This is a genomic window from Erythrobacter dokdonensis DSW-74, assembly GCF_001677335.1.
GTDB lineage: Bacteria > Pseudomonadota > Alphaproteobacteria > Sphingomonadales > Sphingomonadaceae > Erythrobacter > Erythrobacter dokdonensis.
The window spans coordinates 511,321-536,574 of the sequence record NZ_LZYB01000001.1; the positions used below are offsets into that span (position 1 = coordinate 511,321).

At 64.4% G+C, this 25,254-nt stretch carries 17 protein-coding genes; 10 read left to right on the forward strand and 7 right to left on the reverse strand.

Features of this window, described 5'->3' with window-relative positions:
* Positions 1–41: 41 nt before the first annotated feature.
* Positions 42–200, reverse strand: coding sequence for a MerC family mercury resistance protein (locus tag I603_RS14220; RefSeq protein WP_084439777.1), 159 nt, complete (start codon positions 198–200; stop codon positions 42–44).
* Between the two features lie 83 nt (positions 201–283).
* On the opposite strand from I603_RS14220, the gene I603_RS02525 reads away from it, so the two are divergent.
* Positions 284–1,519, forward strand: coding sequence for a GTP-binding protein (locus I603_RS02525; protein WP_068862218.1), 1,236 nt, complete (start codon positions 284–286; stop codon positions 1,517–1,519).
* 50 nt (positions 1,520–1,569) lie between these two features.
* Here I603_RS02525 and I603_RS02530 read toward each other — a convergent pair whose 3' ends face one another.
* From I603_RS02530 to I603_RS02555, 6 genes are all read right to left on the reverse strand, one after another.
* The gene (locus tag I603_RS02530) at positions 1,570–2,637 is read right to left on the reverse strand and encodes a M14 family metallopeptidase (protein WP_084439779.1); all 1,068 of its coding nucleotides are present in this window, start codon (positions 2,635–2,637) and stop codon (positions 1,570–1,572) included.
* Complete coding sequence (locus tag I603_RS02535) at positions 2,634–3,881, reverse strand: DUF3526 domain-containing protein (protein ID WP_068862220.1); 1,248 nt, start codon at positions 3,879–3,881, stop codon at positions 2,634–2,636. Before I603_RS02535 ends, I603_RS02530 begins: the two co-directional genes overlap by 4 nt.
* Positions 3,878–5,314 carry a DUF3526 domain-containing protein gene (locus I603_RS02540; RefSeq protein ID WP_068862221.1) on the reverse strand — a complete coding sequence of 479 codons (1,437 nt, stop codon included), beginning with the start codon at positions 5,312–5,314 and terminating at the stop codon, positions 3,878–3,880. Before I603_RS02540 ends, I603_RS02535 begins: the two co-directional genes overlap by 4 nt.
* The gene (locus tag I603_RS02545) at positions 5,311–6,030 is read right to left on the reverse strand and encodes an ABC transporter ATP-binding protein (protein WP_068862222.1); all 720 of its coding nucleotides are present in this window, start codon (positions 6,028–6,030) and stop codon (positions 5,311–5,313) included. Before I603_RS02545 ends, I603_RS02540 begins: the two co-directional genes overlap by 4 nt.
* 20 nt (positions 6,031–6,050) lie before the next feature.
* On the reverse strand, positions 6,051–8,204 hold the full coding sequence (locus I603_RS02550) for a TonB-dependent siderophore receptor (RefSeq protein ID WP_068862223.1): 2,154 nt from the start codon (positions 8,202–8,204) through the stop codon (positions 6,051–6,053).
* A gap of 382 nt (positions 8,205–8,586) precedes the next feature.
* Positions 8,587–9,219, reverse strand: coding sequence for a tyrosine-type recombinase/integrase (locus tag I603_RS02555; RefSeq protein ID WP_068862224.1), 633 nt, complete (start codon positions 9,217–9,219; stop codon positions 8,587–8,589).
* A gap of 408 nt (positions 9,220–9,627) precedes the next feature.
* On the opposite strand from I603_RS02555, the gene I603_RS02560 reads away from it, so the two are divergent.
* The 9 genes from I603_RS02560 to I603_RS02600 all read left to right on the forward strand — a co-directional run bounded on the left by I603_RS02560 (position 9,628) and on the right by I603_RS02600 (position 25,244).
* Positions 9,628–12,798 (forward strand): adenylate/guanylate cyclase domain-containing protein, encoded by a 3,171-nt coding sequence (locus I603_RS02560; RefSeq protein WP_068862225.1) that lies wholly within the window; start codon positions 9,628–9,630, stop codon positions 12,796–12,798.
* Positions 12,795–13,115 (forward strand): NAD(P)H-binding protein, encoded by a 321-nt coding sequence (locus tag I603_RS14930; protein WP_068862226.1) that lies wholly within the window; start codon positions 12,795–12,797, stop codon positions 13,113–13,115. The genes I603_RS02560 and I603_RS14930 overlap by 4 nt, the downstream gene beginning before the upstream one ends.
* Before the next feature lie 120 nt (positions 13,116–13,235).
* Entirely contained in the window at positions 13,236–13,673 is a 438-nt protein-coding gene (locus I603_RS14935) for a hypothetical protein (protein ID WP_462975735.1), read from the forward strand.
* Between the two features lie 486 nt (positions 13,674–14,159).
* Positions 14,160–16,235 carry a S9 family peptidase gene (locus I603_RS02575; protein WP_068862228.1) on the forward strand — a complete coding sequence of 692 codons (2,076 nt, stop codon included), beginning with the start codon at positions 14,160–14,162 and terminating at the stop codon, positions 16,233–16,235.
* A 17-nt stretch (positions 16,236–16,252) separates the two neighbouring features.
* Entirely contained in the window at positions 16,253–19,585 is a 3,333-nt protein-coding gene (locus I603_RS02580; protein WP_084439781.1) for a S41 family peptidase, read from the forward strand.
* Positions 19,586–19,654: 69 nt separating this feature from the next.
* Positions 19,655–19,906 (forward strand): hypothetical protein, encoded by a 252-nt coding sequence (locus I603_RS14655; protein ID WP_068862229.1) that lies wholly within the window; start codon positions 19,655–19,657, stop codon positions 19,904–19,906.
* 184 nt (positions 19,907–20,090) lie between these two features.
* Positions 20,091–22,472, forward strand: coding sequence for a xanthine dehydrogenase family protein molybdopterin-binding subunit (locus I603_RS02590; RefSeq protein ID WP_232305221.1), 2,382 nt, complete (start codon positions 20,091–20,093; stop codon positions 22,470–22,472).
* Between the two features lie 15 nt (positions 22,473–22,487).
* Entirely contained in the window at positions 22,488–22,943 is a 456-nt protein-coding gene (locus tag I603_RS02595; protein ID WP_068862230.1) for a (2Fe-2S)-binding protein, read from the forward strand.
* A gap of 558 nt (positions 22,944–23,501) precedes the next feature.
* Positions 23,502–25,244, forward strand: a complete 1,743-nt coding sequence (locus I603_RS02600; RefSeq protein ID WP_084439782.1) for a BCCT family transporter — start codon at positions 23,502–23,504, stop codon at positions 25,242–25,244.
* Positions 25,245–25,254: the final 10 nt, after the last annotated feature.

Here is a 25,254-nt window from a genome sequence, read left to right on the forward strand (position 1 = left end):
AGCCATACCGGTGCGATCAGCGCGGCGTGAAGCCATTCGTTTTAACGCAATGCTTCGGGCAAAGCGGCAAGCGCCACCGCCGGCAGTCTCGCCAACAACCATGGCAGGGCGAAACAATGGACGAGGCACAGCAACGAAAGACCCATCCCGAACCGGTGCCAGGGTGCCTCGGTGCGGATTGCTGAAGGTAAGACGGCCATGCGTTGCCCCTGTTGCGTAATGTTACAACATCACTTAAGACTGCACCGCTGATTTGCAAGTGCCAGCAACAGGATTTCAACCCATGACCGCTTCGCCTGATCTCCGCCTGCCCGTCACCGTGCTCTCCGGCTTTCTTGGTGCTGGAAAGACCACGCTGCTCAACCAGATCCTCGCCAACCGCGAAGGCAGGCGCGTGGCGGTGATCGTCAACGACATGAGCGAGGTCAATATCGACGCCGATCTGGTGCGTGGTGGCGAGGCGGCGCTATCCCGCGCGGAAGAAACGCTGGTCGAGATGACCAATGGTTGCATCTGCTGCACCCTGCGCGACGACTTGCTGAAGGAAGTGCGCAAGCTGGCCGAGGAAGGCCGCTTCGACTATCTCGTGATCGAAAGCACCGGGATTTCCGAACCCCTGCCGGTGGCCGCGACCTTTTCCTTCCGCGACGAATATGACGAGTGTCTCGGCGATGTCGCCCGGCTCGACACGATGGTGACCGTGGTCGACGCGCTCAACCTGCTGGCCGACTATTCGAGCACCGACCTGCTGTCGGTGCGTGGGCAAACCGCGGGCGAGGGCGATGACCGCAGCCTTGTCGGCCTGCTGGTCGAACAGATCGAATTCGCCGACGTGGTGATCGTCAACAAGGCCAGCGCCGTTCCGCCCGAACAACTCGCCACGGTCAAGCAGGTGGTCGCCTCATTGAACGCCGATGCGCAGATCATCGAGGCGGACTTCGGCAAGGTCGCGCTCGATGCGATCCTCGATACGGGCCTCTATGACGAGGATCGGTCCGAACAGCACCCGCTGTGGATGAAGGAACTCTACGACTATGCCAGCCACCGCCCGGAAAGCGAGGAATACGGGGTCGAAAGCTTCGTCTACCGCGCCCGCCGGCCCTTTCACCCGGCAATGTTCTACCGCTTCCTGACCGGCGATGCGCTCGACAAGGTGATCCGCGCCAAGGGCCATTTCTGGCTCGCCACGCGCACCGACTTCCTCGGCGAGCTGGCGATTGCCGGGCACCAGAAGACGGTCAGCCGCATGGGCCGCTGGTGGGCCGCCGTGCCCAAGAACCGCTGGCCGGACGATGGCACTTTCGAGGAATTCGTGATCCGCCACTGGGACGCGGTATGGGGCGACCGGCGGCAGGAACTGGTGTTCATCGGCATCGGGCTCGACAAGGCGGCGATCACCAAGGCGCTCGATGCGTGTCTCGTGCCCGCCGACGCATTCACGCCGGAGCAGTGGGAGCGTCTCAACGATCCTTTTCCGGCCTGGGACGAGGCGCAGAAACCGCTCGCGACGGCGTCCTAGATCACGAACCCGAGGTCGACCCGGCTTCTGACGCGCCCATCCGGACCGGATCAGAAGCCGCTTGCGGGAAGCGCGATCGTCACCACCCCGTCGCCCTTTTCGACCGGCGGCCCGGTGATGCCGTAAAGCGCGTAGCCATCGACAGGCGAATGCAGCCGCTCCACTTCCTTGCCGGAATAGTCGCGAATGATGCCGACAAGCTCGCCCTTGGCCAGAGGGCGCGGGCGCGGGTCTGCCGGGTGATAGACTCCGGTATGGCTGGCGCTCAGCCCTGTGGTCCCTTCGAACAGGCGCAGCGGCGCGGGCATTGCTGCGATGGGTCTGTCGCTCATGCCGAGGATGGAAAGCGCGTTCTCGACTCCGGCCACGATCGCTGCGACATGCGCTACCTCGCGGCTGCCGTTCTGGCCGATCTCGACGAGGATGGTGGGCTTGCCCATCGCCACGCCCTGCCGGTTGAGCGAGCGCCCGCTATCGATCTGGGCCTGTGTTTCCATGGAATAGCGCACGATGTTGGGGAAGCCGAAGCCCCGCGCAACCTCCAGTGCCAAGGGAAAATCGGTGGCGAGCGGTCCGCCATAGGCACCAATGAAAGCGTCGAGAAACTCCGCCCCGTCGCCGCTGTGCACATCCATCAGGAAATCGCTTCGCGCGACGACTTCGCGCGCGATCAGATCGGCGATCCGCTCGGTCTGGGTGCCTTGCGGATTGCCGGGAAATACGCGGTTGAGGTTCTTGCGATCCACCGGATTGACGTTGGGCGAGCGTCCTTCGAAGCCGTTGATATTGGCCACGCGCACGATCACCAGCGTGCCGGAAAGCGTCGCCGGATCGACCCGCTCGGCGAGCCGTTCGGCGGCGAGGATCGATGCGAACTCAAAGCCGTGAACGCCCGCCACCATCGCCAGAACCTTGCCCGGCCGCGTGCCGTGGATCACCGTCACCGGCATGAAGGTCGCCCCGTCGCTCCCCTCCGGCACCTCGATGCTGAAATCCTTACGGGCGCCGGGGACGATGGTTTCGCCGGCGATCGTGAAGTCCTTCGCTTGCTCCGCCAGCACGGCGCTAGGCAGTAGCGTCAGCAAAAGGCTAGCGAGCAGGAGGCGGAGCAAAGTCATTCGGCAGCCTCATAGCGGGGCAGGTCGTTGAACACCGCAGGATCATAGGGAGGATCGCGGAAGAACAGCGGATAGTGGAAGGCCCGTAGCTCGTCGTGGAAGGCGCGCACACGGTCCTCGTAGGCGATCATCGCCCGCATGTCGGTATGCGCCAGCCGCTCGAACCCGCGCTCGACAAGCGCGGCGGGCGACAGGAAAGCTGCCAGGCCCGCCGCCCGGTCGCGCGCCAGACGCCCCTCGCGATAGGCGCGCGCGATCGGCTCGGCCCGCATGTCCCCGACCTGCTGGAAGGCGTAATACCACTTCCATTCGAACGGCTTTTCGACGGTGCCTAGCGGTTCCCATTCTGGATGGCGGGCGAGGAACGGCGCCATCGTCTCCTCCTTGGGCAAGTCCCAGGCGTCGTTCACCGCCTCGCGCTGGAGCATCAGGATTTCCGCCCCGTCGGGCACAGGCGTCGCCGCCTCGATCGCCGCGCGCGAGACTGAAGGAACGAGTAGGGCCAGCGTCAGCCAGATGCCCACCAGTGCCGTAAGCAGCACGGGTGGACTCGCGCGCAGCCGTCCGATGCCCTCGACGATCAGCCACCAGACGAGCAGCGCGCCGATAACCAGCGCGCTGGCCGCGAGCACCGTTGCAAGTCCTGCGGATTCCAGTGCCGCTCCAATCCAGAAGGGCAGCAGCAGCGCAAGCACCAGACCCGCGAAGCGGACCCCGGCGCGCGGGAGCCACAGGCGGGACGGCTTGCCGGCGGTTGCCACCAGCAGATCGTGCCGGCCGGCGACACGCTCGCCGCCGCGCAGGTCGTGGAGCAGCAGGATCAGCAGCAGCGGTGCGACTGCGGCGGCGAGGAAGGCGAAGTCGAACCGCCCGATCAGGCCGAAATCTGCGTTCTTCGTGTCGGCCTCGTGGATCTGCCCTTCCAGCGCCAGCATCCGCACCCGGTGGAGCCAGGGAGCGGTGTCCCGCTGGCCCAATGCGGCGAAGGCGAAGTCCGACGGCGGCGCATAGGTGAGATGAAAGGCGGCATAGGCCGCGCCGCCCCAGTCGGACTGGCCTGCGATGGCATTGGCACGATCCTTCGAGTCCTCCTCCAGCAAGCTGGCGATGGTCGCACGTTGGTCGCGCACCTCGGCAATGCCGAAGCCGGTCGCCGCGGCCGAGAGCAGGAAGGCGAGGGCGATCCACAAAAGCGCGCCCCGGTCGCGGGCGAGAAAGCGCAACTCACGCAGGGTACCGCTCATGGCCGCAGCCCCCGCGCGCCAGCGAAGATGACGCCGCCCAGCACGAGCAGCCAGCCGAGCATCAGTGCGAGCGGCAGCGCCGCGCGTGCCGCGCGCGCCTCGGCCGGATCGGGCGCGAAGCGGAAGGTGTCGAGAAGCCGCCACGAGGCCGCGTTGACGCGGGTGCGCTGCTCGGCTTCGGGATCGGAACTGCGCGCGGCATCATCGGCATAGGTCAGCGCGGTGGCGTGCAGGTCGTTGAGGCCCTGCACAAAGTCGAAGCGCAGCGCCTCACTCTCGCGCAGGAACCGGTGATGGGTCGCGAGGTCGGTGCCTGCCAGCGTGCGCGAAACCGCGCCCACCGCCAGTGTCGGTGAGGCGAGGCCGAACCACGTCACGATCCGCGACTGCGCCGCCTCGGCCTGCATCCGCCTTTCGGCATAGTCGTTCATCAGATCGGTGAGCTTCGTTTCCGAAAAGCCCGCGACCACGCCGCGCCAATTGATCGGCAGTTCCTCGACGCTGGCAGCCTCGTATTGCTCGAGCACCTGCTTCTGCAGCGCATCGAAGGCGGGGTCTGCGGCATTGTGTCCGTCGCCCAGCTTGCGCTGCTCGGCGAGCATAACGAGGTCGCTCTCGATCTTGCCCGGCGCATCCACCCCGGCGCTGCCGGCATTGATGCCGATGCGCGGCACCACCAGCGCGATGAGCAGCCAGGCGAACACCAGCAGCCCCAGCGCAACGCTGCGCTGGCGCACCAGCAGCGAGACCGCGAGCACCAGCGCGCCCCACACGGCGAGGTAAAGCGCATAGCCTGCCACCATGAGCGCAGCGGCCAGCGGCGCTTCGCCCATAGCCACGGAATAGGCGGCGAGCATCGCGAGGGGCAGCAGGAACAGCCCTGCCACGCCCGCCAGCGCCAGCGCCTTTCCACCCGCGATGGCGAGGCCCGACTGGCCCTGCGCCAGCATCACCGCCAGCGTGCCGCTCTCGCGTTCGCGCAGCACCATGCCGTGGCCGATGATGATGAGCAGCAGCGGCAGGAGCAACTGGTAGAGATTGGCCGGGGTCAGCGCGGCGAAACCGCCGAGGTCGGCGCCCGCGCGCGTGTCGGCGAACATCGCGGTGTTCTGTCGATGCCCTTCGAGGAAGATCGACTGCCCAGTCACAGCGTCCACGCCCGGATCGAAGGCTGCGAGCGGCGGGGGGGTGCGGAAGGCGTAGTGGCCGTAGTGGACCATGCGATGCGGATGGCGGTCAGGCTGGGCGAAAAAGGTTTCCTCCGCGCTCGCCTGCCGCGCAGCACGGGCGGAGGCCTCTTCGGACACGCGCAGGGCGGTCAGCACGCTGGTGGCCGCGACCAGCACGGCGACGATCAGCGCGGCGACCAGCACCACGCGCGAGCGCGCCCACAGCCGCCATTCCTCGCGCGCAATGCGGGCAAGTGCGTTCATGCCGCTTCCCGCTCGGCGAAGGCGGCGTGGACGGTTTCGGTGTCGATGCGTCCGCCCGGGCCCGCCTCGAAGCTCCCGACCAGTCGTCCGCCGCGCAGCAGCCCCACGCGGTCGGCCACCTGACACGCGCCGTAAACGTCATGAGTCACCATCAGCACCGTGCGGCCTGCGCTGGCCAGCGCCTTCACCATTGCGTGAAACTCGTCGATGGCGACCGGATCGAGGCCTGATGTGGGCTCGTCAAGCAGCAGGATCGGCGTGTCGCGCAGCAGCGCGAGCGCGATCGCCGTCTTCTGGCGCATACCCTTGGAATAGGACTGCATACGCCGGGTGCGCGCCTCTTGCGGGAGCGCGACCTGATCAAGCGCCGCGTCCATCGCGGTCCGGCCTACCTTGCGCCCGGCAAGGTCGAGGAAATAACCGAGGTTCTCGTAGGCATCGAGATGGCCGTAGAGCGCGGCTGCCTCGGGCAGGTAGGCAATCTGCGTGCGCGCCGCTTCGACATTGCCTGCGACCGCCTGCCCACCGACCAGCACCTCGCCGCCGGAAGGGACGAGGAAGCCGAGAAAGGTCAGCAGGGTCGTGGACTTGCCCGCGCCGTTGCCGCCGAGCAGCGCATAGACCTCGCCCCGGGCGACCGCGAAGGACACATCGTTGAGCACCACGGTGCCGTCACGCACCAGCGAGAGCGAGCGGGCTTCGAGCGATGGCGTCATGGGAATACTCGTCCTGAAGGTCAGAAAGCGAAGCTGGCAGTGACGCGGGCGTTGCGCGGCATGCCCGGCTGGACCCAGAGCTGCGAGAAGGAATTGGCGAACCACTCAGTGTCGAACAGGTTGTCGATATCGAACCGCAGACGGATGCCATCGGTCAGCTCGGCCTCGGCGAAGATGCGCGCAAGGGTGTAGTCCGGCAGTTCGAAGTCCGTGCCGACCTCGCCCAGTCGCTCGCCAACGTGCAGAACGCCGCCGCCGAAGCGGGCGTCCCGACCGGCGATCACGGTGGAATAGGCGAGCTGCACGTTGAGCGTGTGCTCCGGGATATTGAGCAGCCGGTCGCCCGCCTCGATCAGCTTGCCGAAATCGGGATCGGGAACGTCGTTCTCGACTTCGGCATCGACGTAGGCATAGGACACCCACAGATCGAGGCCGCCCACGATCTCGCCGTTGAAATCGAACTCGAAGCCGCGGCTGCGCGCCTCGCCGCCCGCGAGGGTGAAGCCGGCATTGGCCGGGTCGCCGACGAGGATGTTGCCCTGCTGGATCGCGAAGATACTGGCGGTCGCACTCATCCGGCCATCGGCGGTGGCATATTTCACGCCCGCCTCGACGCTCTCCGACTGATTGGGATCGAAGGGATTGCCGGCGAAATCCGCGCCCGACAGCGGACGGAAGTTCTCGCCATAGGTGGCGTAGAGCGAAAGTTCCGGCGTCGCCCGCCACACCGCGCCCACTTGCGGGCTGAAGCGCTGCTCGCCGGTGCGCGCGACGCTGCCGTTGGCGCGGTTGGTGAGGCGCTGATCGTAGTCGTCGTAGCGCCCGCCCACGCGCAGCTCGAAGCTGTCGGAAAGGCCGATCTGGTATTGTGCATAGACGCCGGTCGCCTTTTGCACCTCGACCCGGTCGGTGAGCGGGCTCAACGCAGGCAGCGGGAAGCGGCCATAGACGGGATCGAAGATGTCGATCGCCTGCAATTGCTGCTCGGTGGGATTGCTGGCGAGCGACGGCGCGCGGGCGCGCAGGAACACCTGGTCGTTCTCGAAGCGGTCCGTGTCCGCCCCGATCAGCACGCGGTGGGTCACATCACCGGTGGTGAAATTGCCGGCGAGTTCGGCGCGTGCGACGAAATAGGTCGCGTCATAGTCGCGGAAGCGGCGCTGGCGGGTCAGCGTGCGCCCGTCGCGGAAAAGCTGCTGGCGGCTGCCGGTCAGTTCGGCCTCGGTCGAGGTCCCCTGTAGCGAGGTGTCGCGGTAGCCGATGCCGACGAGCGCGCTCCAGTTGTCCGAAAAATCGTGCTGGAGCTCGAGCTGGTGCCCGAGCACCTCGGCAATGTTCGGCCCTTCGCCGGGCTCGCCTAGGAAGCGGCTTTGCGGGATCAGGCCAAGCTCTCCGTTCACCGCCACCACGCCGCGGTCGAAGGGGATTTCCTGCCGCGCATATTCAAGTTCGTAGACGATCCGCGTCGCCTCGCCGAGCTTGACCGCGACAGAGGGCATGAAGCCGAACCTTTCGGTTTCGATCGTGTCGCGAAAGCTGCCCGCGTCCTCGTAAAAGCCGACGAAGCGCACCCCGACAGCATCGCCCAGCGTGGTCTGGAGATCGGCATCGGCCCGATAGGTGTCGAAGGAACCGGCCAGCAGGCGAACCTCGCCCGCGCTTTCAAAACGGGGTCGCTTGGTGACAAGGTTGATTGTCCCGCCCGGCTCGCCGCGCCCGAACAGCGCCGCGCGCGGACCCTTCAGCACCTCGACCGCCTCGATGCCGGACAGATCGCGCGGGCCTGCAAAGCCGCGTCCGGCATTGAAGCCGTTGACGAGGTAGTTGCTCGGCAGATTCTCGTCGCCGACGAAGCCGCGCACGGCGAAGCTGTTCCAAAGCCCGCCAAAATTGTTCTGTCGCGCCACGGAAGCCGACAGGTCGAGCGCGGCATTGAGGTCGAGCGCGTTGATGTCGCGCAGTTGCTGGGGCCCGATCACCTGCTCGGCCTGGGGTATCTCCAGTTCGTCGAAGTCGCCCCGATAGGCCGGGCGCGTGGCGGTGATAAGGATGTCGCCTTCAGGCTCTGTAGCGGAGGCCGTCTCAGCGCCGCTTTCCGCGGAGGCAGGCGTTTGGATAACGAAAAGCGAAGCACCCGAAAGGGCCGCTGCGACTATGGCACGGTGGTTGGTCATAAACGTTCCGGAAGAGAGAGGTGGAAGCGGGCAACGACTTTGCGCGACAAGCAAAAACGCAACCGGTTATGAAATAATGTCTCATCGCTTATGGGGTGTCCGATCCTGTGTCAATGCTTCGCCTTTGGCGGCCGGTGCTGATGCCGGAGCAAGCCGAACTGAGGTATTGCCACAGTCGGACGAGGTGCTTTGCAGGGGCGATTGTTATTGCCGGCTCATCGACGGCAAGCGGCCTGGTTCGTGTTTCCGGTAAGAAAGTTTGCGCACATCTCTGCGCGGCCCCTCACTTCATCTCAGCGTCCGAGAAACGATTCAAAGGTCGCCGCCACACGGGCCGAGCAGGGTAATATCGGCTCCTCGCTGCCAACGAGGAGCCGACAGCTCAGATTTCCGTGTTTTCTGCGATAGCAAGGGCATCCTCCACGTCGATGCCGAGATAGCGCACCGTATTTTCGATCTTACTGTGGCCGAGAAGAATCTGGACGGCACGCAGATTCCCCGTTGCCCTGTAGATAATCGACGCTTTGGTTCGCCGAAGAGAATGAGTGCCGTATTCGCTCGGCATCAAGCCAATTCCGGTGACCCATTCATCGACAAGCCGCGCATATTGGCGGGTGCTAAGGTGCCGGTCGCGATTGACTCGGCTTGGAAAGACATAATCGTCCACCGTGCCACCACGGCGCTCAAGCCATGCCAGAAGACTGGCCCGGGTATCCGGCAATATCTCGAACTGAACGGGACGGCTCGTCTTCTGCTGCATCACAAGCGCCCGCGCTCGTATTTGACTGCCACTTACGATGTCGCCGATCTTCATCCGCACAAGGTCGCAGCCCCGGAGCTTGCTATCGATTGCCAAGTCGAACAGCGCACGATCACGCAATCGGCGGCGTTCGTTGAGAAGGAATCGGATCTCCCAGATCTGTTTCGGCTTGAGGGCACCCTTGGCACCAACACTCCTTCCAGCGTTCCAGGCCTGGCGGTTGATGGCGGTGTTCTTGGTGTCAGGTATCTCCATGACTGTTCTCCTTTGACCACAATGGTCATCGGATGAATGTCTGTCCGCCCGAGAGTTGGAAATACTGCCTCACCCAGAGGCCAGCTGCCGTTGTTTTCGGAGTCGGACCAAGCGCGCAAAATTTCTGGAATTGGTAGGATCCGGGCCGAAGCTGACTGACCGCTTTTGGCGTAACCGGACGTTCAATCTGGCGATCGGGAACGACTGGGTCTGGGGTCAGATTGCAGCTCCCGACCCCCATCCGGTCGTTCACAGCCGCCAAAATGGGCTTCCGGTTCCGCCAGGACACACCAAAAGGTTCTCCAAACCGGCATCGGTCCCGCTCGTGTCCGGGATCGGGTTGGAAGGTGAATTGGGGGCTCCTCCCTCCGGGCAGACATGCTTGGGACGCTGTGATAAAAAGTGGCGATGATGTCTGAAGAGGCTGCAAGCATCCGGCAATCCATCGCCACGCTCGAGGCACAGCGCGATGTCCTCGGACCTGCCGTGATCGAGCCCGCCATCAAGGCTTTGCAGCAGCAGCTGGCCGCGCTTCAGGCACGCCAGCAGCCCGCGGTGGACGAGGATGCCGAGCGTAAGGTCGTCACCGTCATGTTTGCGGACATTTCCGGTTTCACGGCGCTATCTGAAGCGCTTGATGCTGAGGAAGTTCGTGCAATCATGAATGATTGCTTTGCCGAACTGGTACCCTGCATCGAGCGATATGACGGTGTGGTCGACAAGTTCATCGGCGATGCGGTCATGGCCCTCTTCGGAGCGCCGTACGCGCATGAGGACGATCCGCGCCGGGCACTTCTGGCAGCGATCGAGATGCGGGCCAGTCTAGACGCCTTCAATTCACGGCGCGGCCTTTCTTTGGGGATCCATTTCGGTATCAATACGGGCGAGGTAGTGGCGGGTGGCGTCGGCTCGTCGTCGCGTCAGGATTATTCTGTGATGGGCGATGCGGTGAATGTCGCAGCCCGTCTCGAGGATGCCTCGCAGACCGGCGAGATTCTGGTCGGCCCTGAGACCTATCGCCAGACGGAAGCCGAGTTCGAGTTCGAGCACAAGCCTCGCATGAGGCTCAAGGGCAAGAGCGAGGAAATCTCGATCCATGCGCTGATCCGGCGCCGCCTGGCGCCTCGGCAGAGGATTGTCGCGGCCTCCGTTCTGGTCGGCCGCGACGAGGAGGTGACGCGCCTGTGCTGCGCCGTCGATCTGCTGAGGGAAGACCGCGGGGGCAGCATCATGATCAGCGGCGAGGCGGGCCTCGGCAAGAGCCGCCTGCTGGCCGAGGCCCTAAGTTACGCGGGTGTGGACGTCCGTTCATTGCTGCTAGTCTGCCAGCCTCACGGCGAGACCCTGGGCTATGGCCTGTTGCGGCACCTTATCCGGCACCTGATCGGAGCCGAGACCAATCCCGACCCCGCCAAGATGGAGCAGGCGCTGCACAATGCTCTTGGCTCGGTCGCCTCCGAGGGTGCGCAACCCGACATGATGTTCATCAAGCTGGTTGCAGGTCTCACGATCACGGATGCACAGCTTCGTGTGCTTCAGTCCCTGCCTGGCCCAGTTTTCGAGGAGCGCATGGCCGATGCGCTCGCCGTGCTGCTGCAGGCTGAGGGGACCGCGCGCCCTCTGCTTCTGGGTATCGAGGATTTGCACTGGGCCGATACCTCCTCGCTGCGCTTGCTGGCCCGGATTGCAGAAAGAGCTGTGCCGCGCGTTCTGCTGGTTGCCACGACCCGGCCCGGAAGCGATGCCGACCGTCTGTTCGGCCATGAGTGCGACAAGATCGTGCTTAGCCCGCTCGATGAAGAGAAAAGCCGCGCCATGCTTGCAAATCTGCTCGGCGGCGCGGAAGCTGAAATCCTCCACGCAGTTGTCGACCGAGCTGAGGGCAATCCCTTTTTCCTCGAGGAGTTTGCCGCCATCATCGGCGAGCACCGCGCGAGCGGCGCTGTAGACGGATCGGGTCTTGGCATTCCCAATAGTATCAGAAGCCTCGTGGGCGCACGCCTCGATCGCTTGCCGTCGCAGGGCAAGCGCCTGCTCCAGGTTGCCTCGGTTGTGGGCCGAAGTTTTGACGCCGAGGTGGTAGGCCAACTCGCTGCGCTTGGCAGGCAGGAGGAGTACCTCGCTCAACTTGTTGCGCAGGACATTGTTCACTCGCATTCGGACGAGCAGGGTCATGCGCGTGCACTTTATGCGTTCAGGCACGCGCTCACGCATGAAGCGGCCTATCGCAGCCTGCTCCTAAGGCGGCGGCGCGAGTTGCACCTTAAGCTGGCGCGCCTGTTTAGCGATCAAGGTGGGCTATCGCGTGACGTGTCAGCCGCGATTATCTCGCATCATTTCGAACAGGCTGCCGATTATGCGGCTGCCGGGGAATATCTGCTCGAGGCGGCGCGCGATGCCCGCAATGTCTTCGCCAATCGTGAGGCACTCGCCTTTTACGACCGCGCCCTCGGCCTGCCTTATCCGGACGAGCAAGCCGCGCGCAGGCTCATGATTGCCGCGCACCGTGGCCTTGGCGAACTGCTGGAGAGAACCGGCAAGTTCGCTGAAGCCGAGACCAATCTCGCACAGGCGCTTGGGTTGCTTGATCCGTCCGACCATCTGGTCCGGGCGGCCCTGCTGCGCGGTATCGGTCAAACGTGGATTGCGCGGCGAGATGCGCACAGGTCTCTGGCGCTGTATGCTGACGCGACCGAGGCGCTTGCGCGGGTCACCGATCGGGTGCCGGCTTATTGGCAGGAATGGTGCGACCTGTTGCTTGATCGCCTCTGGGCTCTTTACTGGGCCAACGACATTGACGGAATGCGGCGGCTGGTTGCGGAGAGCGCGGCGCATTTCGAGACCCATGGCACGGCAGCACAACATAGTCGTTTCATGCACCGCCAGCTGCTGATCCGTTTCCGCGACGAGGGCCGCGAGATCAGGGACGAAACGGTTGACCTTGCCAAGGCCTGCATCGTCGAGGCCGAGCGTCTCGACGATCCCGTCTGGCTGTCTCAAGTCACTTTCTCGATGGGCCTCGCATTGCTGTGGCGCGAAGCCCATGACCAATGCAGGCATTGGCTCTGCCGCAGCCTCGATCTGGCCCGCGTGATCGGAAACGCGGAATATGAAGTGCTCGCGCTGACCTACCTAGCTGTATCACACAGGCTCGAGGGCAAGACCATCGAAGTAGAGACACTGGCCCGGGAGGCGAAGGCGCGCGCGACGGTCTCGAGGATGGAATTATACGTCGGTGTCGCTCTTGCCAACGAGGCCTGGGTTGCTTTGCGTCAGGGTCGTGACGGTGCCGCGCGGGAACTTGCCAAGGCGGCGCTATCGCGTTGGCACTCGGTTCAATGGCCGCTTGGCTGGATTGCGACAGGCCCCTTGTTCGCACTCGCGGTCGCCGACAGCGACTGGTCCCTCGCACGTGATCTTGCCCAAGGCATGCTAGCCCCCGGCCAGCACGGGCCAGGCGCGCGGTTTGCGGAGGCAATTCATGCCTTGCCTGAAAAGGACGGTATGTCAGATTGCGTGGCTAGTGCCGAGACGTTCGAGCAGGCACTATTCCTTGCACGGGAGGCGGGCGTGGCATGATCCTGGTGGTGGGCGCGGCGAGCCGGTTGGGGCGGGTGGTCACGCGTCTCCTGCTTGAGGCGGGCCACGCCGTTCGCGCGACCGCACGGCGGCGCGATCGGCTCGAGGATTTGGCCGCGCTCGGGGCTGAGTGCGCAGAGCTCGATCTGCGCCGGCCAGAAAGCTTCGGCCCGGCCCTGGATGGCGTCACGAGGGTATTCGCTTCGGCGCATGGTCTTACCAGTCGGCGCGGCGATAGTGTCGATGCCATCGATCTTGCGGGACATACGGCGTTGATCGATGCGGCCCGGGCGGTAGGGATCGAGCGGTTCGTGTAGACCTCGGCGCAAGGCGCCCGGGTTGATCACCCAGCGCACTTCTGGGCGGCAAAGGCGGCCGTGGAACAGCACCTAAAGGCGGCCGGCCAGCCCTACACGATATTGCGGCCCGCAGCCTTCATGGACCTGCATGCGTTTGAACTGATCGGCACGCCAATGCTGGCCGGAAAGACCGTGCATGTGCTGGGAGATGGCCGCTTTTCCCGGAATCTGGTGGCCATAAGCGATGTGGCGCCCATCGTGCTCGAGGCACTGACCAGCGATCGCTACCGCGACAAGACCATCGACGTGCTGGGTCCGCAGGACATGAGCGACGTAGAGATCATTGCCTTCTACGAGCAGCGCCTTTCCCGAACCGGCAGGGTCCGGTTCCTGCCGAAAGCGGCGCTCGGCCCCTTGTCCAGACTGATGCGACCGTTTCATGCCGGTGTGGCGAATCTGATGCGACTGCCGTTGGAACTGCCACTAGCCCAGTCAGCAGAAGATACGCCCTTACCAAGCGTCGTGGGGGATAGTGGGCTAGATACGGATCCTCGTCTCCCGCCCAAATCATGCTAAGGCGCAGCGCGCGTCGCTCAAGCGCGCCTAGAATGGCTCTCGCATGCGGGCTCATAGAGTATCGCTGCATGTCCGAGCACGTTCAGCCGCTCTGGCAAGACCGCAGACTGGCCGCAATTAAGGGACCGACATAGCTTTTCCGGTGCTTTCGGAAAGCCCGTGTTCAAGGGGCGCCATTGACACTCCCGTCCAGGTTCGTTTCCGCTTCTCGAAAAATTAGTCGTTCGGCATGCCGTTGGGGAACAACCGTTATGTCCCAGACTCTTCCGGCAGCTGCCGGCCCCAGAGCCGGTCATTCACGGAGCCGAGATTGAATGTCCGGTCCTGCTCGAAGTCGCCGTTCGGGTTTCGGGATCATGGATTGGCCCTGCTCGTGAACGGATCTCGGTGGAAAGGAGCCACTTGGTCCTCCTTCGGCAAGCTCTGTTTGACCATGCCAAACCACTCCGCAATATCTGGCAACAGAGCGAATGATGGAGAACCGGAATGAAATCTTGGGTGTTTGCGGCGACCTTGCTCTCCGGGATCGCAGCATCGGCGCTTGCCGAAGAAAATCAGATAGCTGCCAGTAGCGGGGTTGACCAGAAGTTCACTTCACAAGACGTGTTCGATCTCGAATATGCTGACACTCCTCGCATTTCGCACGATGGCCGCTACGTTCTCTACACCCGCCGTTCCAACGATATCATGACCGACCGCACGCGGGGGGCCTTGTGGCTCGCCGCGCTCGATGGCTCCAGCAACCGGCTGCTGCAAAGCGATGCTTCCGGCGGTGAATGGTCCCCGTCGGGCGACCGCATTGCGTTTACCGACACCGATGATCAAGGGCGCTCGGCGGTGTTCATCCGCTGGATGGACAGCGGACAGGTCGAGCGGGTGGCCGCGATGACAGGTGGCATCTCCGACCTTGCCTGGTCGCCGGACGGGCAATGGCTCGCCTTCACCAGCCGTGTCGAGGCCGACACGGCGCCTCTCGCCAAAGCGCCCAAAAAGCCCGAGGGCGCGAAGTGGGCCGAACCGTTCAAATTCATCGACCATGCTCGCTATCGCCGCGACGGGCAGGGCTTCATTGATGTGGCCTTCAGTCATGTCTTCGTCGTCCCGGCCAGTGGCGGGACGCCGCGACAGCTGACCACCGGGGATTTCGACCATGACGGGCCGCTTGCATGGACAAGGGATGGCCGCGCGATCCTGACCAGTTCCAACCGGAACGAGGGATGGGAGCTCGAGACTGTAGAAGGGGATATCTGGGAGGTTGCGGTAACAGGTGGAGTCATGCGCCAGGTTACCTCGACAGGCGGTTCGGAAAGCGCGCCGGTAATTTCGCCTGACGGCACAAGTGTCGCGTTCGTATGTCAGCCCAATGTCAAGCGCCCGGTCTGGCAGGTGGATCTATGCGTTACCCAACTCGGCGGTGGCGGACTTCGGAACCTTACCCAAAGTCTGGACCGGGAAGTCAGCGATATCCGCTGGGCTGGAGGGCAAATCTATTTCAGCTACGACGATAGGGGTTCGCGCAAGGTGGCCCGGGTTTCGCCTTCGGGAGGGGCTATCGAAACGCTGCTCGAAGGGCTGGGCGGCACGTCGCTCGGCCGGCCTTATCTGAGCGGGACATACGATGTCTCCGCCAAGGGCGCGCTGGCATGGACCCAGGGACGCTCAGATCGCCCCGCCGATATCTTCGCGCAAAGCGGCAATCGCACGCGTCAGCTCACGCAGCTCAATGAAGACCTGCTCGCCCACCGCCAATTGGGCGAAGTGCACCGCATCACCTATGCCAGCTCGCATGACGGCACCGAAATCGAAGGCTGGTATGTCACGCCGCCCGGTTTCGATCCGGCGAAGAAATACCCGCTCCTGCTGGAAATCCATGGCGGCCCCCACCTGTCATACGGCCCGCATTTTTCGGCCGAATTGCAGCGCTACGCAGCCGAGGGCTACGTCGTCTTCTACGACAACCATCGCGGCAGTACCGGCTATGGCGAAGCCTTCGGCCTGCTGCTGGAAGGCAAATATTCGAGCCCCGATGATGCCGCCGATCACCTGAGCGGGGTCGATGCGATGATCGCAAAGGGCTTCATCGACGAGAACAACCTGTTCGTTACCGGCGGCTCGGCTGGCGGGATCGCCACGGCCTATCTGGTCGGGCTGACCGACCGGTTCAAGGCGGCGGTCGCGGCCAAGCCGATCATCAACTGGCTGTCGAAACCTTTGAGCGCGGATAGCTATATCTCGCAGATCCGCCACCAGTTCCCGGCGCCGCCCTGGGAAGATCCGATGCATTACTGGCAGCGCTCGCCGCTCAGTCTGGTGGGTAATGTCACCACCCCGACCATGCTGATGACGGGCGAGCTGGATCAACGCACGCCGATTTCGGAAAGCGAACAGTTCTATCAGGCGCTCAAGCTGCGGGGGATCGATACGGCGCTGGTGCGTGTGCCGGGGAGCTATCACGGCATTGCCTCGCGCGCCTCGCGGCTGATAGCCAAGGTCGACAATATCCTCGCCTGGTTCGCGCGCTACAGGGTGCCAGGCGAACAGGCAGAAGATGGGCCGCAATAGCATAGCAGGGAACGAGCATGATGAGACATTTCGGGGCGTTGTTAGCGGGCGTATGCGCTTTGGCCGTGACGCCTGCGGCGGCGGAAGAGGGCTTCTACCAATATCCCAGCGCGCGGGGTGACGTGCTGGTTTTCGCCAGCGAAGGCGACCTGTGGCGCACCGGGCGCGAGGGCGGCAGCGCTGTCCGCCTTACCAACCACGCGGCCGAGGAAGCCGAAGCCCATATCTCGCCCGACGGCACAATGGTCGCCTTCAGCGCGAGCTACGACAGCGAGCGCGATGTCTATGTGATGCCCGTTGCCGGCGGCACGCCGCGCCGGCTTACGTTCGAGGGCGGCTTTGTCCAGACCATTGGCTGGACGCCCGATGGCCGGGTGATCTTCGCCTCGCGCCTGGCCGGCGGGGGTCAGGGCGAAGTGCTCTACACCATATCGCCGCAAGGCGGGGAGGCGACGCCGATCCCCTTGTGGCGCGCGACGGATGCCACCTTCGGCCGCGACGGGCAGACGCTGTTCTTCTCGCGCCGCGGCCTCTACGCCCGCGCCCGCGACAATGCCGTGCTCTATCGCGGCGGCGGCATGGCGCAATTGTGGCGCTGGACGATGGGATCGGACGCCGAGGCGACGCGCCTGCTGGCCGATTTCGGCGCGCCGATCCGGCATCCGATGGCGGCAAACGGGCGCATCTGGTTCTTGTCCGACAAGAGCGGCAAGGACGCCCTGTGGTCGGTCGCCGAGGATGGCAGCGATGTGCGGCAGGTCTCCCCCGACCTGCCCTTTCCGGTGCTTCAGGCGAGCATCGACGGCAATGCGGCCTTCCTTCAGAACGGGGCCGATATCCATGTCGTGTCGCTGGCGAGCGGGGCGATGCGCAAGCTTGCCATCGACCTCGTCACCGACCGCGAGCAGACCCGTGCCCGCGCGCTGGGTGAGCCACTGAAGCAGCTCGAGGCGGCGCGCATTTCGCCTTCGGGGGAGACGGTCGCGGTGACGGCGCGCGGGCGGGTCGCTCTGGCCGCGCCCAAACAGCTGCGCCGGATCGAATTCGCCGTGCCGATGGAGGCGCGCGCGCGTCAGGCGGTTCTGGGTCCGGAGGCCGAACGCGCGTTCATGATCCTCGATTCCGGCGAGCGCGGGGACATTTTCGCCATGGCGGCCGACGGATCGGGCGCACCGGTCGCGGTGACGAAAGGCTATGATGCGCATATCTGGTCCTTCGCCCTCGCTCCCGACGAAAAGACACTTGTGGTGTGGGACAAGGAGGCAAGGCTCCAGAAGGTCGATGTCGCGACGGGCCGCGTGACCCTGCTCGCCAGGAACACCACCGGCGACGATGCCCCGTTCCGCGATCTCGTTTTCTCGCGCGATGGCAAGCTGATCGCCTATGCTGAGACCTCGGCGGCAGTGGGCGGCAACACGTCCGATATCTACGTCCAAAACCTCGCCACCGGAGAGCGGGTCAAGGCGACTTCGGGCAAGTACAACGACTATGCCCCCGCCTTCGCGCATGACGGGGCGTGGCTCTATTTCATCTCGGACCGCAATTTCGATCCCAGCCCCGGAAGCCCGTGGGGCGATCGGAACATGGGCGTCGCCTTCCCGGATCGCGGCGAGATCTACGCGCTCCAGCTCGATCCCGACGCGACGTTCGGCTTCCGCGAGGACAACGAGCTTACCCTGAGCGAGGCCGCCCGCGAGAAGCGCGAAGCCGAAGCAACCGAGGGCGACAGCGCGAAAAGCAAGGGCAAGGACGAGGCGGCGAAGCCTGCTGCCAAGCCAGCCAACATCGTGCTCGCAGGGCTCGCCGAGCGGCTGTACAAAGTCCCGGCCAAGTCCGGCGTCGGCGGGCAGCTGTTCGCCAACGAGAAGTTCCTGTACACTTACCGCGACGACAACATCGTCGCCATCGCGATCGACAAGAGCGATCCCAAGGAAGAAATCTTTGCCAAGGGCGCGCGCGATTTCGCGCTGGCGGCGGACGGCAAGACCGCGCTGGTCGTCTCCGGCGCGCCCGCAAGCCCCGCGCTCGCGCTGGTCCCGGCCGAGGCGAAAATGCCCGAGAAGCTCGCGCCGCATCTGCTGCGGCTCGACGACTGGCGGCTGGTCGTCGATCCCAAGGCGGAATGGCGGCAGATGTTCGTCGATGCCTGGCGCATGCACCGCGACTTTGCCTATGACCCGGCCTTGCGCGGGGTGGACTGGAACGCGGTGCGGCAGGCACACGAACCGATGCTGGAGCGGATCGGCCATCGCGGCGAGCTCAATACCATTCTCGGCCTGATGGCCTCGCAGCTCGGCATCCTCCATAGCCAGGTGCGCGCCGGGGACCTGCCGGGCGATAGCGAGAACCCGGATATGGCGTTCCTCGGCGCGAGCACCACTCCGGTCGCGCAGGGCCTGCGCATTGATCGCATTTTGCGCTCCGACGATGATCTCGTGTCGCTGCGCCCGCCGCTGCGCCGCCCCGGTGTGGACGCGCGCGAGGGCGACGTGATCCGCTTCGTCGACGGACGCCCCGTCGCCTCGCTCGCCGACCTGCGTCTGGCGCTGGCGGGCAAGGCGGGGCAGCAGGTGCGGCTCGACCTCGTGCGCGGGGTCGTAAAGGTCAGCACCATCGTAGAGCCGATGACCTTGCAGGGTCTCCAGACCGCCAGCTATCTTGATCATGTCGAGGTCAAGCGCGCTGCCACCGCGCAGCTTTCGGACGGGCAGATCGGCTATATCAGCCTGCGCGCAATGGGTTCGGGCGATGTCGCCAGCTTTGCGCGCGACTGGTTCCCGCAGCTTAGCAAGCCGGGCCTCGTCATCGACGTTCGCAACAATAATGGCGGCAATATCGACAGCATCATCGTCGGCATGCTGATGCGCCGCGCCTGGGCCTTCTGGGCAAAGCCCGACGGCACCGGCATTCCCACCACCAACATGCAGAACGCCTATCGCGGCCATGTCGCGGTGCTTATCGATGAACGCACCTATTCCGACGGCGAGACTTTCGCGGGCGCGGTCAAGGCGCTGGGGCTTGCTCCGCTGATCGGCCAGCGCACCGCGGGCGCGGGGATCTGGCTATCGGATCGCAACCGGCTGGCCGATAATGGCGGGGTGCGGATCGCCGAGAACGCGCAATACAGCATCGACGGGCGCTGGATCGTCGAAGGCTATGGCATCTCGCCCGATTACGAAGTCGACAATCCGCCCGCCGCAAGCTTCACCGGCGAGGACGCGCAATTGCGCGCGGCGGTGGCGCTGCTGAAGGACAAGATCGCCCGCGAACCGGTGCCGGCCTTGGTGCCGCGTCCATTGCCGAGCCTCGGTACGCCGGGGGCAGACGTGTTCCCGCTTCCCGGCAGATGATCGCGAGCTGTGCGAATGAAGGGCAGAGCGAGAACCGACGGATATCGCGGCCACTTTTCAGAGCACTCGATGTCCCCCAACGAGTTTCCCTGGCAACAAAATCGATCGGCTCATAGGCGTCTCACCGAACTGATCTGGCAATGCCGTGATCGCCTCGTCTTCTCGCATTGGCTGCATAATCTCCACGAGCTGCTACCGGAGGTCGTCTACGGTCGCTCTGCTATCGTGCTCGACGGGTTCGATATGGGCTGGTCTTGGCTGGAAGTGGGCGCAAAGAGGAGACTCGAAGGCTCTGCTCCGGAAAGCCAGCAGGGGCTCTGACTGTCCGACGCTGCCGGTAACTACCTCCCTTGCAACCCGACACGCCAAGGAACCACTCTCGGCAACGCTTGAGATGGGCACACGCTCGGGGTGTTTGACTAAGGATGGTTGCCACTTCGCCCAACCTGCATCAAGGTCATGCGGCCGGACGCGAGGTCAGGATCCGGCTTGAGGAGAACCGGCGATGTTGATGCGCGATCTCGGGATCATTCCTGCACAAAAGGCGGATGCCGCAGGCGAGGGGCCGAGCCCCTATGTCAATCTGAGCCGCCGCGCCTTTGTCGGCGGTGCGGGGTTGTTCGTGCTTGGCGTGACGCTTGCGGGCTGTTCGACCTATGTCGAACCCGAGATCGATGCCGACGCCTTTGATCTGCCCGAACCCGGCGCCAGCCCGCTGACCGAAGTCAGAGGCGGCGACGCGACGCCAGCGCTGTGGATTGCGATCGACAGGGACGGTGCGGTCAAGATCACCTGCCACCGTTCGGAAATGGGGCAGCAGGTCTGGACCTCGATGGCGCAGATCGTGGCCGACGAGCTGGAAGCCGACTGGGACAAGGTCGAGATCATCCAGGCAGAAGGGCACGAGCGTTACGGCGACCAGAACACCGACGGGTCGCGTTCCGTGCGCTTCAATTTCCACCGCCTGCGCGTGGCGGGCGCGGCCATGCGCCAGATGCTGGTCGCTGCGGCGGCGCTCTACTGGAAGCTGCCGGTCGAACAATGTTCGGCCAAGGGCGGGCTGGTCAGCAACACGCAGAACGACGAGACGCTGTCCTACGGCAATCTTGCCGAACTCGCCGGCAAGCTGGAAATCCCCGCGGAAGCGGACATTACGTTAAAGACCCCCAAGGAATGGCGCTATATCAACGCCGAGATCCCCTCGCTGACAGTGCCGCGCATCGTAAGGGGCGAAGGCACCTTCGGGATCGATGTGCAGCGCCCGGGGATGGTCTATGCCGTGGTCGCCCGCCCGCCGCAGCTGTTCGGGCGGGTGAGCAGCTTCGACGATGCGAAGACGCTCGAAGTTCCCGGCGTGCTCAAGACGGTGCGCCTGCCCGACGCGAGGCCGCCCGCGCTGTTCCAGCCGCTGGGCGGCGTGGCGGTGGTGGCGCGCGACACATGGGCGGCGATCGAAGGTCGCCGCGCGCTTGAGATCGCGTGGGCGGCCGGCCCCAATGCGGGCTATGATTCCGATGCCTTTGCCGAGCAGCTCAAGGCCACCGCGAGGGCCAGCGGCAAGGTGCGCCGTGCGCGCGGCGATGTGCCGGCGGCGCTGGCGGCAGCCAAGAAGCGGGTTTCGGCCGAATATTACGCCCCGCATCTGGGTCAGACCCCGATGGAGCCGCCCAGTGCGACCGCAGAGTGGGACGGTGACCGGCTCGAATGCTGGGCCTGCGTGCAGGACCCGCAGAGCACGCGCGCAACGCTCGCCGAAGCGCTGGGCATCGACAAGGAGAATATCAAGGTCACGCCCACCTGGCTGGGGGGTGCTTTCGGGCGCAAGTCGAAGCCCGATTTCGTGGTCGAGGCGGCGCTGATAGCCCGGGACGTGGGCAAGCCGGTCAAGGTGACCTGGACGCGCGAGGACGATATCCGGCACGGCTATTTCCACTCGGTCAGCGCGCAATATTGCGAAGGCGGTCTAGACGCGGATGGCAAGTGCACCGCGTGGCTGCACCGCACCGTGTTCCCGCCGATTTCCTCGACCTTCGACAACACCGTGGCCGAGCCGAGCGATGGCGAGATGGGCATGGGCGCAAGTGATGTGCCTTTCGCAATGCCCAACCTCAGGGTCGAATCCGGCAATGCCAAGGGCCATGTGCGGATCGGCTGGCTGCGCTCGGTCGCCAACATCTACCATGCCTTTGCGGTGCAGAGTTTCGCCGCCGAGCTCGCCCACGCGGCCGGGCGCGACCAGAAGGACTATCTGCTCGAACTGATCGGCCCACCGCGCAAGATAGACCCTGAAACCGAAGGCGCAAAATACGGCAATTACGGCGCTTCGCTGGAGGAATACCCGATCGATACGGGCCGCTTGCGGAACGTCCTGGAAAAGGCCGCAGCGATGGCCGAATGGGGGCGCAAGCTTCCCGCCGGACGCGGGCTCGGGATCGCGGTCCACCGCTCGTTCCTCAGCTATATCGCCACGGTAGTCGAAGTCGCCGTCAAGCCCGACGGCAGCCTCTCCATCCCCGGGGTTTGGCTGGCGGTGGATGCTGGTACCGTGATCAATCCGCGTCATGTGCGCGCGCAGATGGAAGGCGGCACGATCTATGCCTTGTCGAACGCGCTCTACGGCGCGATCACGGCAAAGGATGGCGCGATAGTGCAGGACAATTTCCCGAGCTGGCGGCTGATGCGGATGCGCGAGGCGCCGCGCGCGTTCGAGGTGGAGATCGTCGCTTCCGACGCGCCGCCGGGCGGGGTTGGCGAGCCTGCCTCCCCACCCGCGGCACCGGCACTGGCCAATGCCATCTTCGCGGCAACCGGCCACCGCATGCGCACCTTGCCTCTGATCGGGGCGGAGGGAAGCAAGCTTAAGCTGCCCACAAAGCAGAGCGCGTAGAACAAGGAGGCGAACATGGCCATTACCCTGACAATCAACGGGAAATCCGAAACCGTCGACGCCGCTCCCGGCACACCGCTGCTGTGGGTGCTGCGCGACCATCTGCAGATGACAGGCACGAAATTCGGGTGCGGCGTCGCCCAGTGCGGGGCCTGCACCGTCCACGTCGATGGCGAGCCTACCCGCGCCTGCGTTACCCCGCATGACACACTCGAAGGGGCGCAGATCACCACCATCGAGGGTGTATCTGGCGATGCCGCCGATGCCATTCGCAACGCATGGGTCGCCAATGACGTGCCCCAGTGCGGCTATTGCCAGTCCGGCCAGATCATGGCGGCAACCGCGCTGCTTCGCGACAATCCGTCGCCTGACGATGCCGCGATCGACGAGGCGATGAGCGGCAATCTGTGCCGCTGCGCGACCTACATGAGCATCCGCCGCGCGATCAAGGAAGCCGCCGCGGCCCTGTGATCGCACCAGTCATTTGACAATCAGTTTAGGAACGACGGCTAAGTCCCACATCCGGCCATGCAGGTCGATCGGCAACATCGTCCGCTTTCTTGTTACAGCGGCGTTCGGTCCGGCGACCTGATCTTTGGCACAAAGCTGAACCCAACTCGGAGACTTGTTGCGGCGTGACTGCGTCCACCGCCAGCCTTCTATAAAAACCTGAAATATTTAGTAAAAGCGGATATTTTGGTGTTTCCGCTTGTGTCGCCCTTTGCGCAGACTGACGTGTTTTGCGGCCAATATTGCAGCGCCGGGGTCTCAGCTGGCGACGATCGTGCGCCTTGCACGCCTATGGCGCCTCAAGGGTTGCAAATGCCTGCACTGGGATTAGGACCGCTCACGACATAACCTCCGCACCCGGGAGCGGCAGGACATTGCACCGATGCAGGTCCTTTTCGCGATTGTCCGTTCGGGACGCATCCCATCCACCTCACCAAAGCGGACACAGCCTTGGCAGCAATGCCGGCAGCGTGAACCTGCGTCGCCCTTTGCCAACGGCCCGTCCGGGACAGGAAAGCGATGAGCAGCAGGCCCAGCGAAGCAAGTTCGCACGTAGACCCGCAGACCGTCACGCCGGACGACTGGCCGATCGATCCGCCACTTGTCGAACTCGAGATCGATACCCACGACCGCGGTTTTTACGACGGATTCAGCCGGGCGGTGACGATTCCATCCAAGGTCATCGTCTCGTTGCTGATCATGTGGGCGATCTTCTTCCCCGTGAATGCCAGCAAGGCGCTGGGTGCTGCCAATTCCACGATCATCGCGAATTTCGGCGGCTGGTATGTCTATCTTGTCGCGATCCTGATCATCGTTTGCGTTGGTCTGGCGCTGGCACCGGGGACCGGTTCGCTCCGGATCGGCCCACCCGGCGAAAAGCCGGAGTTCAGCCGTTTCTCGTGGTTCTCCATGCTGTTCGGTGCCGGGATCGGCATCGGGATGCTGACCTATTCGACCGGTGAACCGCTCGCCCATTTCACCAATAATCCCGATATCATCCGCGGCACGATCGCGGCGCAGAGCGCGCAGGCTGTGCGTCCGGCATATATGTATACCTTTCTCCACTGGGGTCTTGGTGCGTGGTGCACATATGCGCTGGTAGGGCTTGCGATCGGCTATGTCGCGCACCGGCGCGGCCTGCCATTGACCATCCGCTCGGCGCTCGCCCCGCTGTTCGGAAGAGTGATGGAAGGGCCCATCGGGCACGTTGTCGACATTGTCGCGGTGGTGGCAACGATCCTTGGTGTGGCCGTGACGATGGGATTGGGGGTCGAGCAGTTCGTCGCGGGGCTGGCGCGGTTGGGGCTGGGCGCGTGGCTACTCGACGAGGATGGTTCGGCCTCGGCGACTGCCATTGTGGTGTCGCTGGTGATGCTGGTCGGGGCATCGACGCTCAGCGCGCTTTCGGGGGTTGGCCGCGGGATCAAGTGGCTGTCGAACCTCAACATGGGGCTGTCGATGGGGCTGCTTGCCCTGTTCGCAGCGCTTGGCGCCGGGCTTTACGGCCTTGAGCTGCTGGGTGTGGGTCTGTGGGACTATGCCCGCACCCTGTTGCAGCAATCATTCCGCCTGTTCGGCGACGACGGGACCGCTATGGGCGCGACGCTGCACCAGTGGCAGCTCGACTGGACTGTCTTCTACTGGGCTTGGTGGATTGCCTTTGCCCCCTTTGTAGGCATGTTCATCGCGCGCATTTCGCGGGGGAGGACGATCCGCGAATACATCTTCGGGGTCACGATTGTGCCCTCGCTGATGTGTTTCGTGTGGATGACGCTGGTCGGCGGCACGGCAATCGAGCTTGAACTGTCGGGGATCGCCGGAGGCAGGATCCTCGATGCGCCGATGTCGGATCAACTCTTTGCAACGCTCGCCGTATTGCTCGATCCGGGTCTGGCGAGGGTCGTGGCCGGGCTCGTGGTGGTGCTGCTGATGACCTACCTGGTCACCTCTGCCGATAGCGCGATCCTGATCGTCAACACCATCAACGGCGCTGGCGACGACGAGGGCAGCCAGCGCTATCATATCCTGTTCTGGGGCGCTGCGATCGCCTTTGTGGTCGGCTCCATGCTGATCCTCGGCGGGATCGAGGCGATCCGCATCACCATGATCATAGGGGCCTTGCCGTTTTCCTTCGTCGTCGCAGCGATGGCTGCGGCCATCGTCAAGGCGGTGGTGTTCGACCTGATCCGCAAGAAGCACGGCGTGCCGACGACGGCGCAGGCGTGCGAGGAATGGGCCGAGAAAATATCGGCCGCCGAATGACCTTGCAATC

Coding starts and splice junctions, on each gene's coding strand:
- I603_RS14220 (WP_084439777.1), bottom strand. CDS start 200: ATGGCCGTCTTACCTTCAGCAATCCGCACCGAGGCACCCTGGCACCGG.
- I603_RS02525 (WP_068862218.1), top strand. CDS start 284: ATGACCGCTTCGCCTGATCTCCGCCTGCCCGTCACCGTGCTCTCCGGC.
- I603_RS02530 (WP_084439779.1), bottom strand. CDS start 2,637: ATGACTTTGCTCCGCCTCCTGCTCGCTAGCCTTTTGCTGACGCTACTG.
- I603_RS02535 (WP_068862220.1), bottom strand. CDS start 3,881: ATGAGCGGTACCCTGCGTGAGTTGCGCTTTCTCGCCCGCGACCGGGGC.
- I603_RS02540 (WP_068862221.1), bottom strand. CDS start 5,314: ATGAACGCACTTGCCCGCATTGCGCGCGAGGAATGGCGGCTGTGGGCG.
- I603_RS02545 (WP_068862222.1), bottom strand. CDS start 6,030: ATGACGCCATCGCTCGAAGCCCGCTCGCTCTCGCTGGTGCGTGACGGC.
- I603_RS02550 (WP_068862223.1), bottom strand. CDS start 8,204: ATGACCAACCACCGTGCCATAGTCGCAGCGGCCCTTTCGGGTGCTTCG.
- I603_RS02555 (WP_068862224.1), bottom strand. CDS start 9,219: ATGGAGATACCTGACACCAAGAACACCGCCATCAACCGCCAGGCCTGG.
- I603_RS02560 (WP_068862225.1), top strand. CDS start 9,628: ATGATGTCTGAAGAGGCTGCAAGCATCCGGCAATCCATCGCCACGCTC.
- I603_RS14930 (WP_068862226.1), top strand. CDS start 12,795: ATGATCCTGGTGGTGGGCGCGGCGAGCCGGTTGGGGCGGGTGGTCACG.
- I603_RS14935 (WP_462975735.1), top strand. CDS start 13,236: ATGGACCTGCATGCGTTTGAACTGATCGGCACGCCAATGCTGGCCGGA.
- I603_RS02575 (WP_068862228.1), top strand. CDS start 14,160: ATGAAATCTTGGGTGTTTGCGGCGACCTTGCTCTCCGGGATCGCAGCA.
- I603_RS02580 (WP_084439781.1), top strand. CDS start 16,253: ATGATGAGACATTTCGGGGCGTTGTTAGCGGGCGTATGCGCTTTGGCC.
- I603_RS14655 (WP_068862229.1), top strand. CDS start 19,655: ATGTCCCCCAACGAGTTTCCCTGGCAACAAAATCGATCGGCTCATAGG.
- I603_RS02590 (WP_232305221.1), top strand. CDS start 20,091: ATGTTGATGCGCGATCTCGGGATCATTCCTGCACAAAAGGCGGATGCC.
- I603_RS02595 (WP_068862230.1), top strand. CDS start 22,488: ATGGCCATTACCCTGACAATCAACGGGAAATCCGAAACCGTCGACGCC.
- I603_RS02600 (WP_084439782.1), top strand. CDS start 23,502: ATGAGCAGCAGGCCCAGCGAAGCAAGTTCGCACGTAGACCCGCAGACC.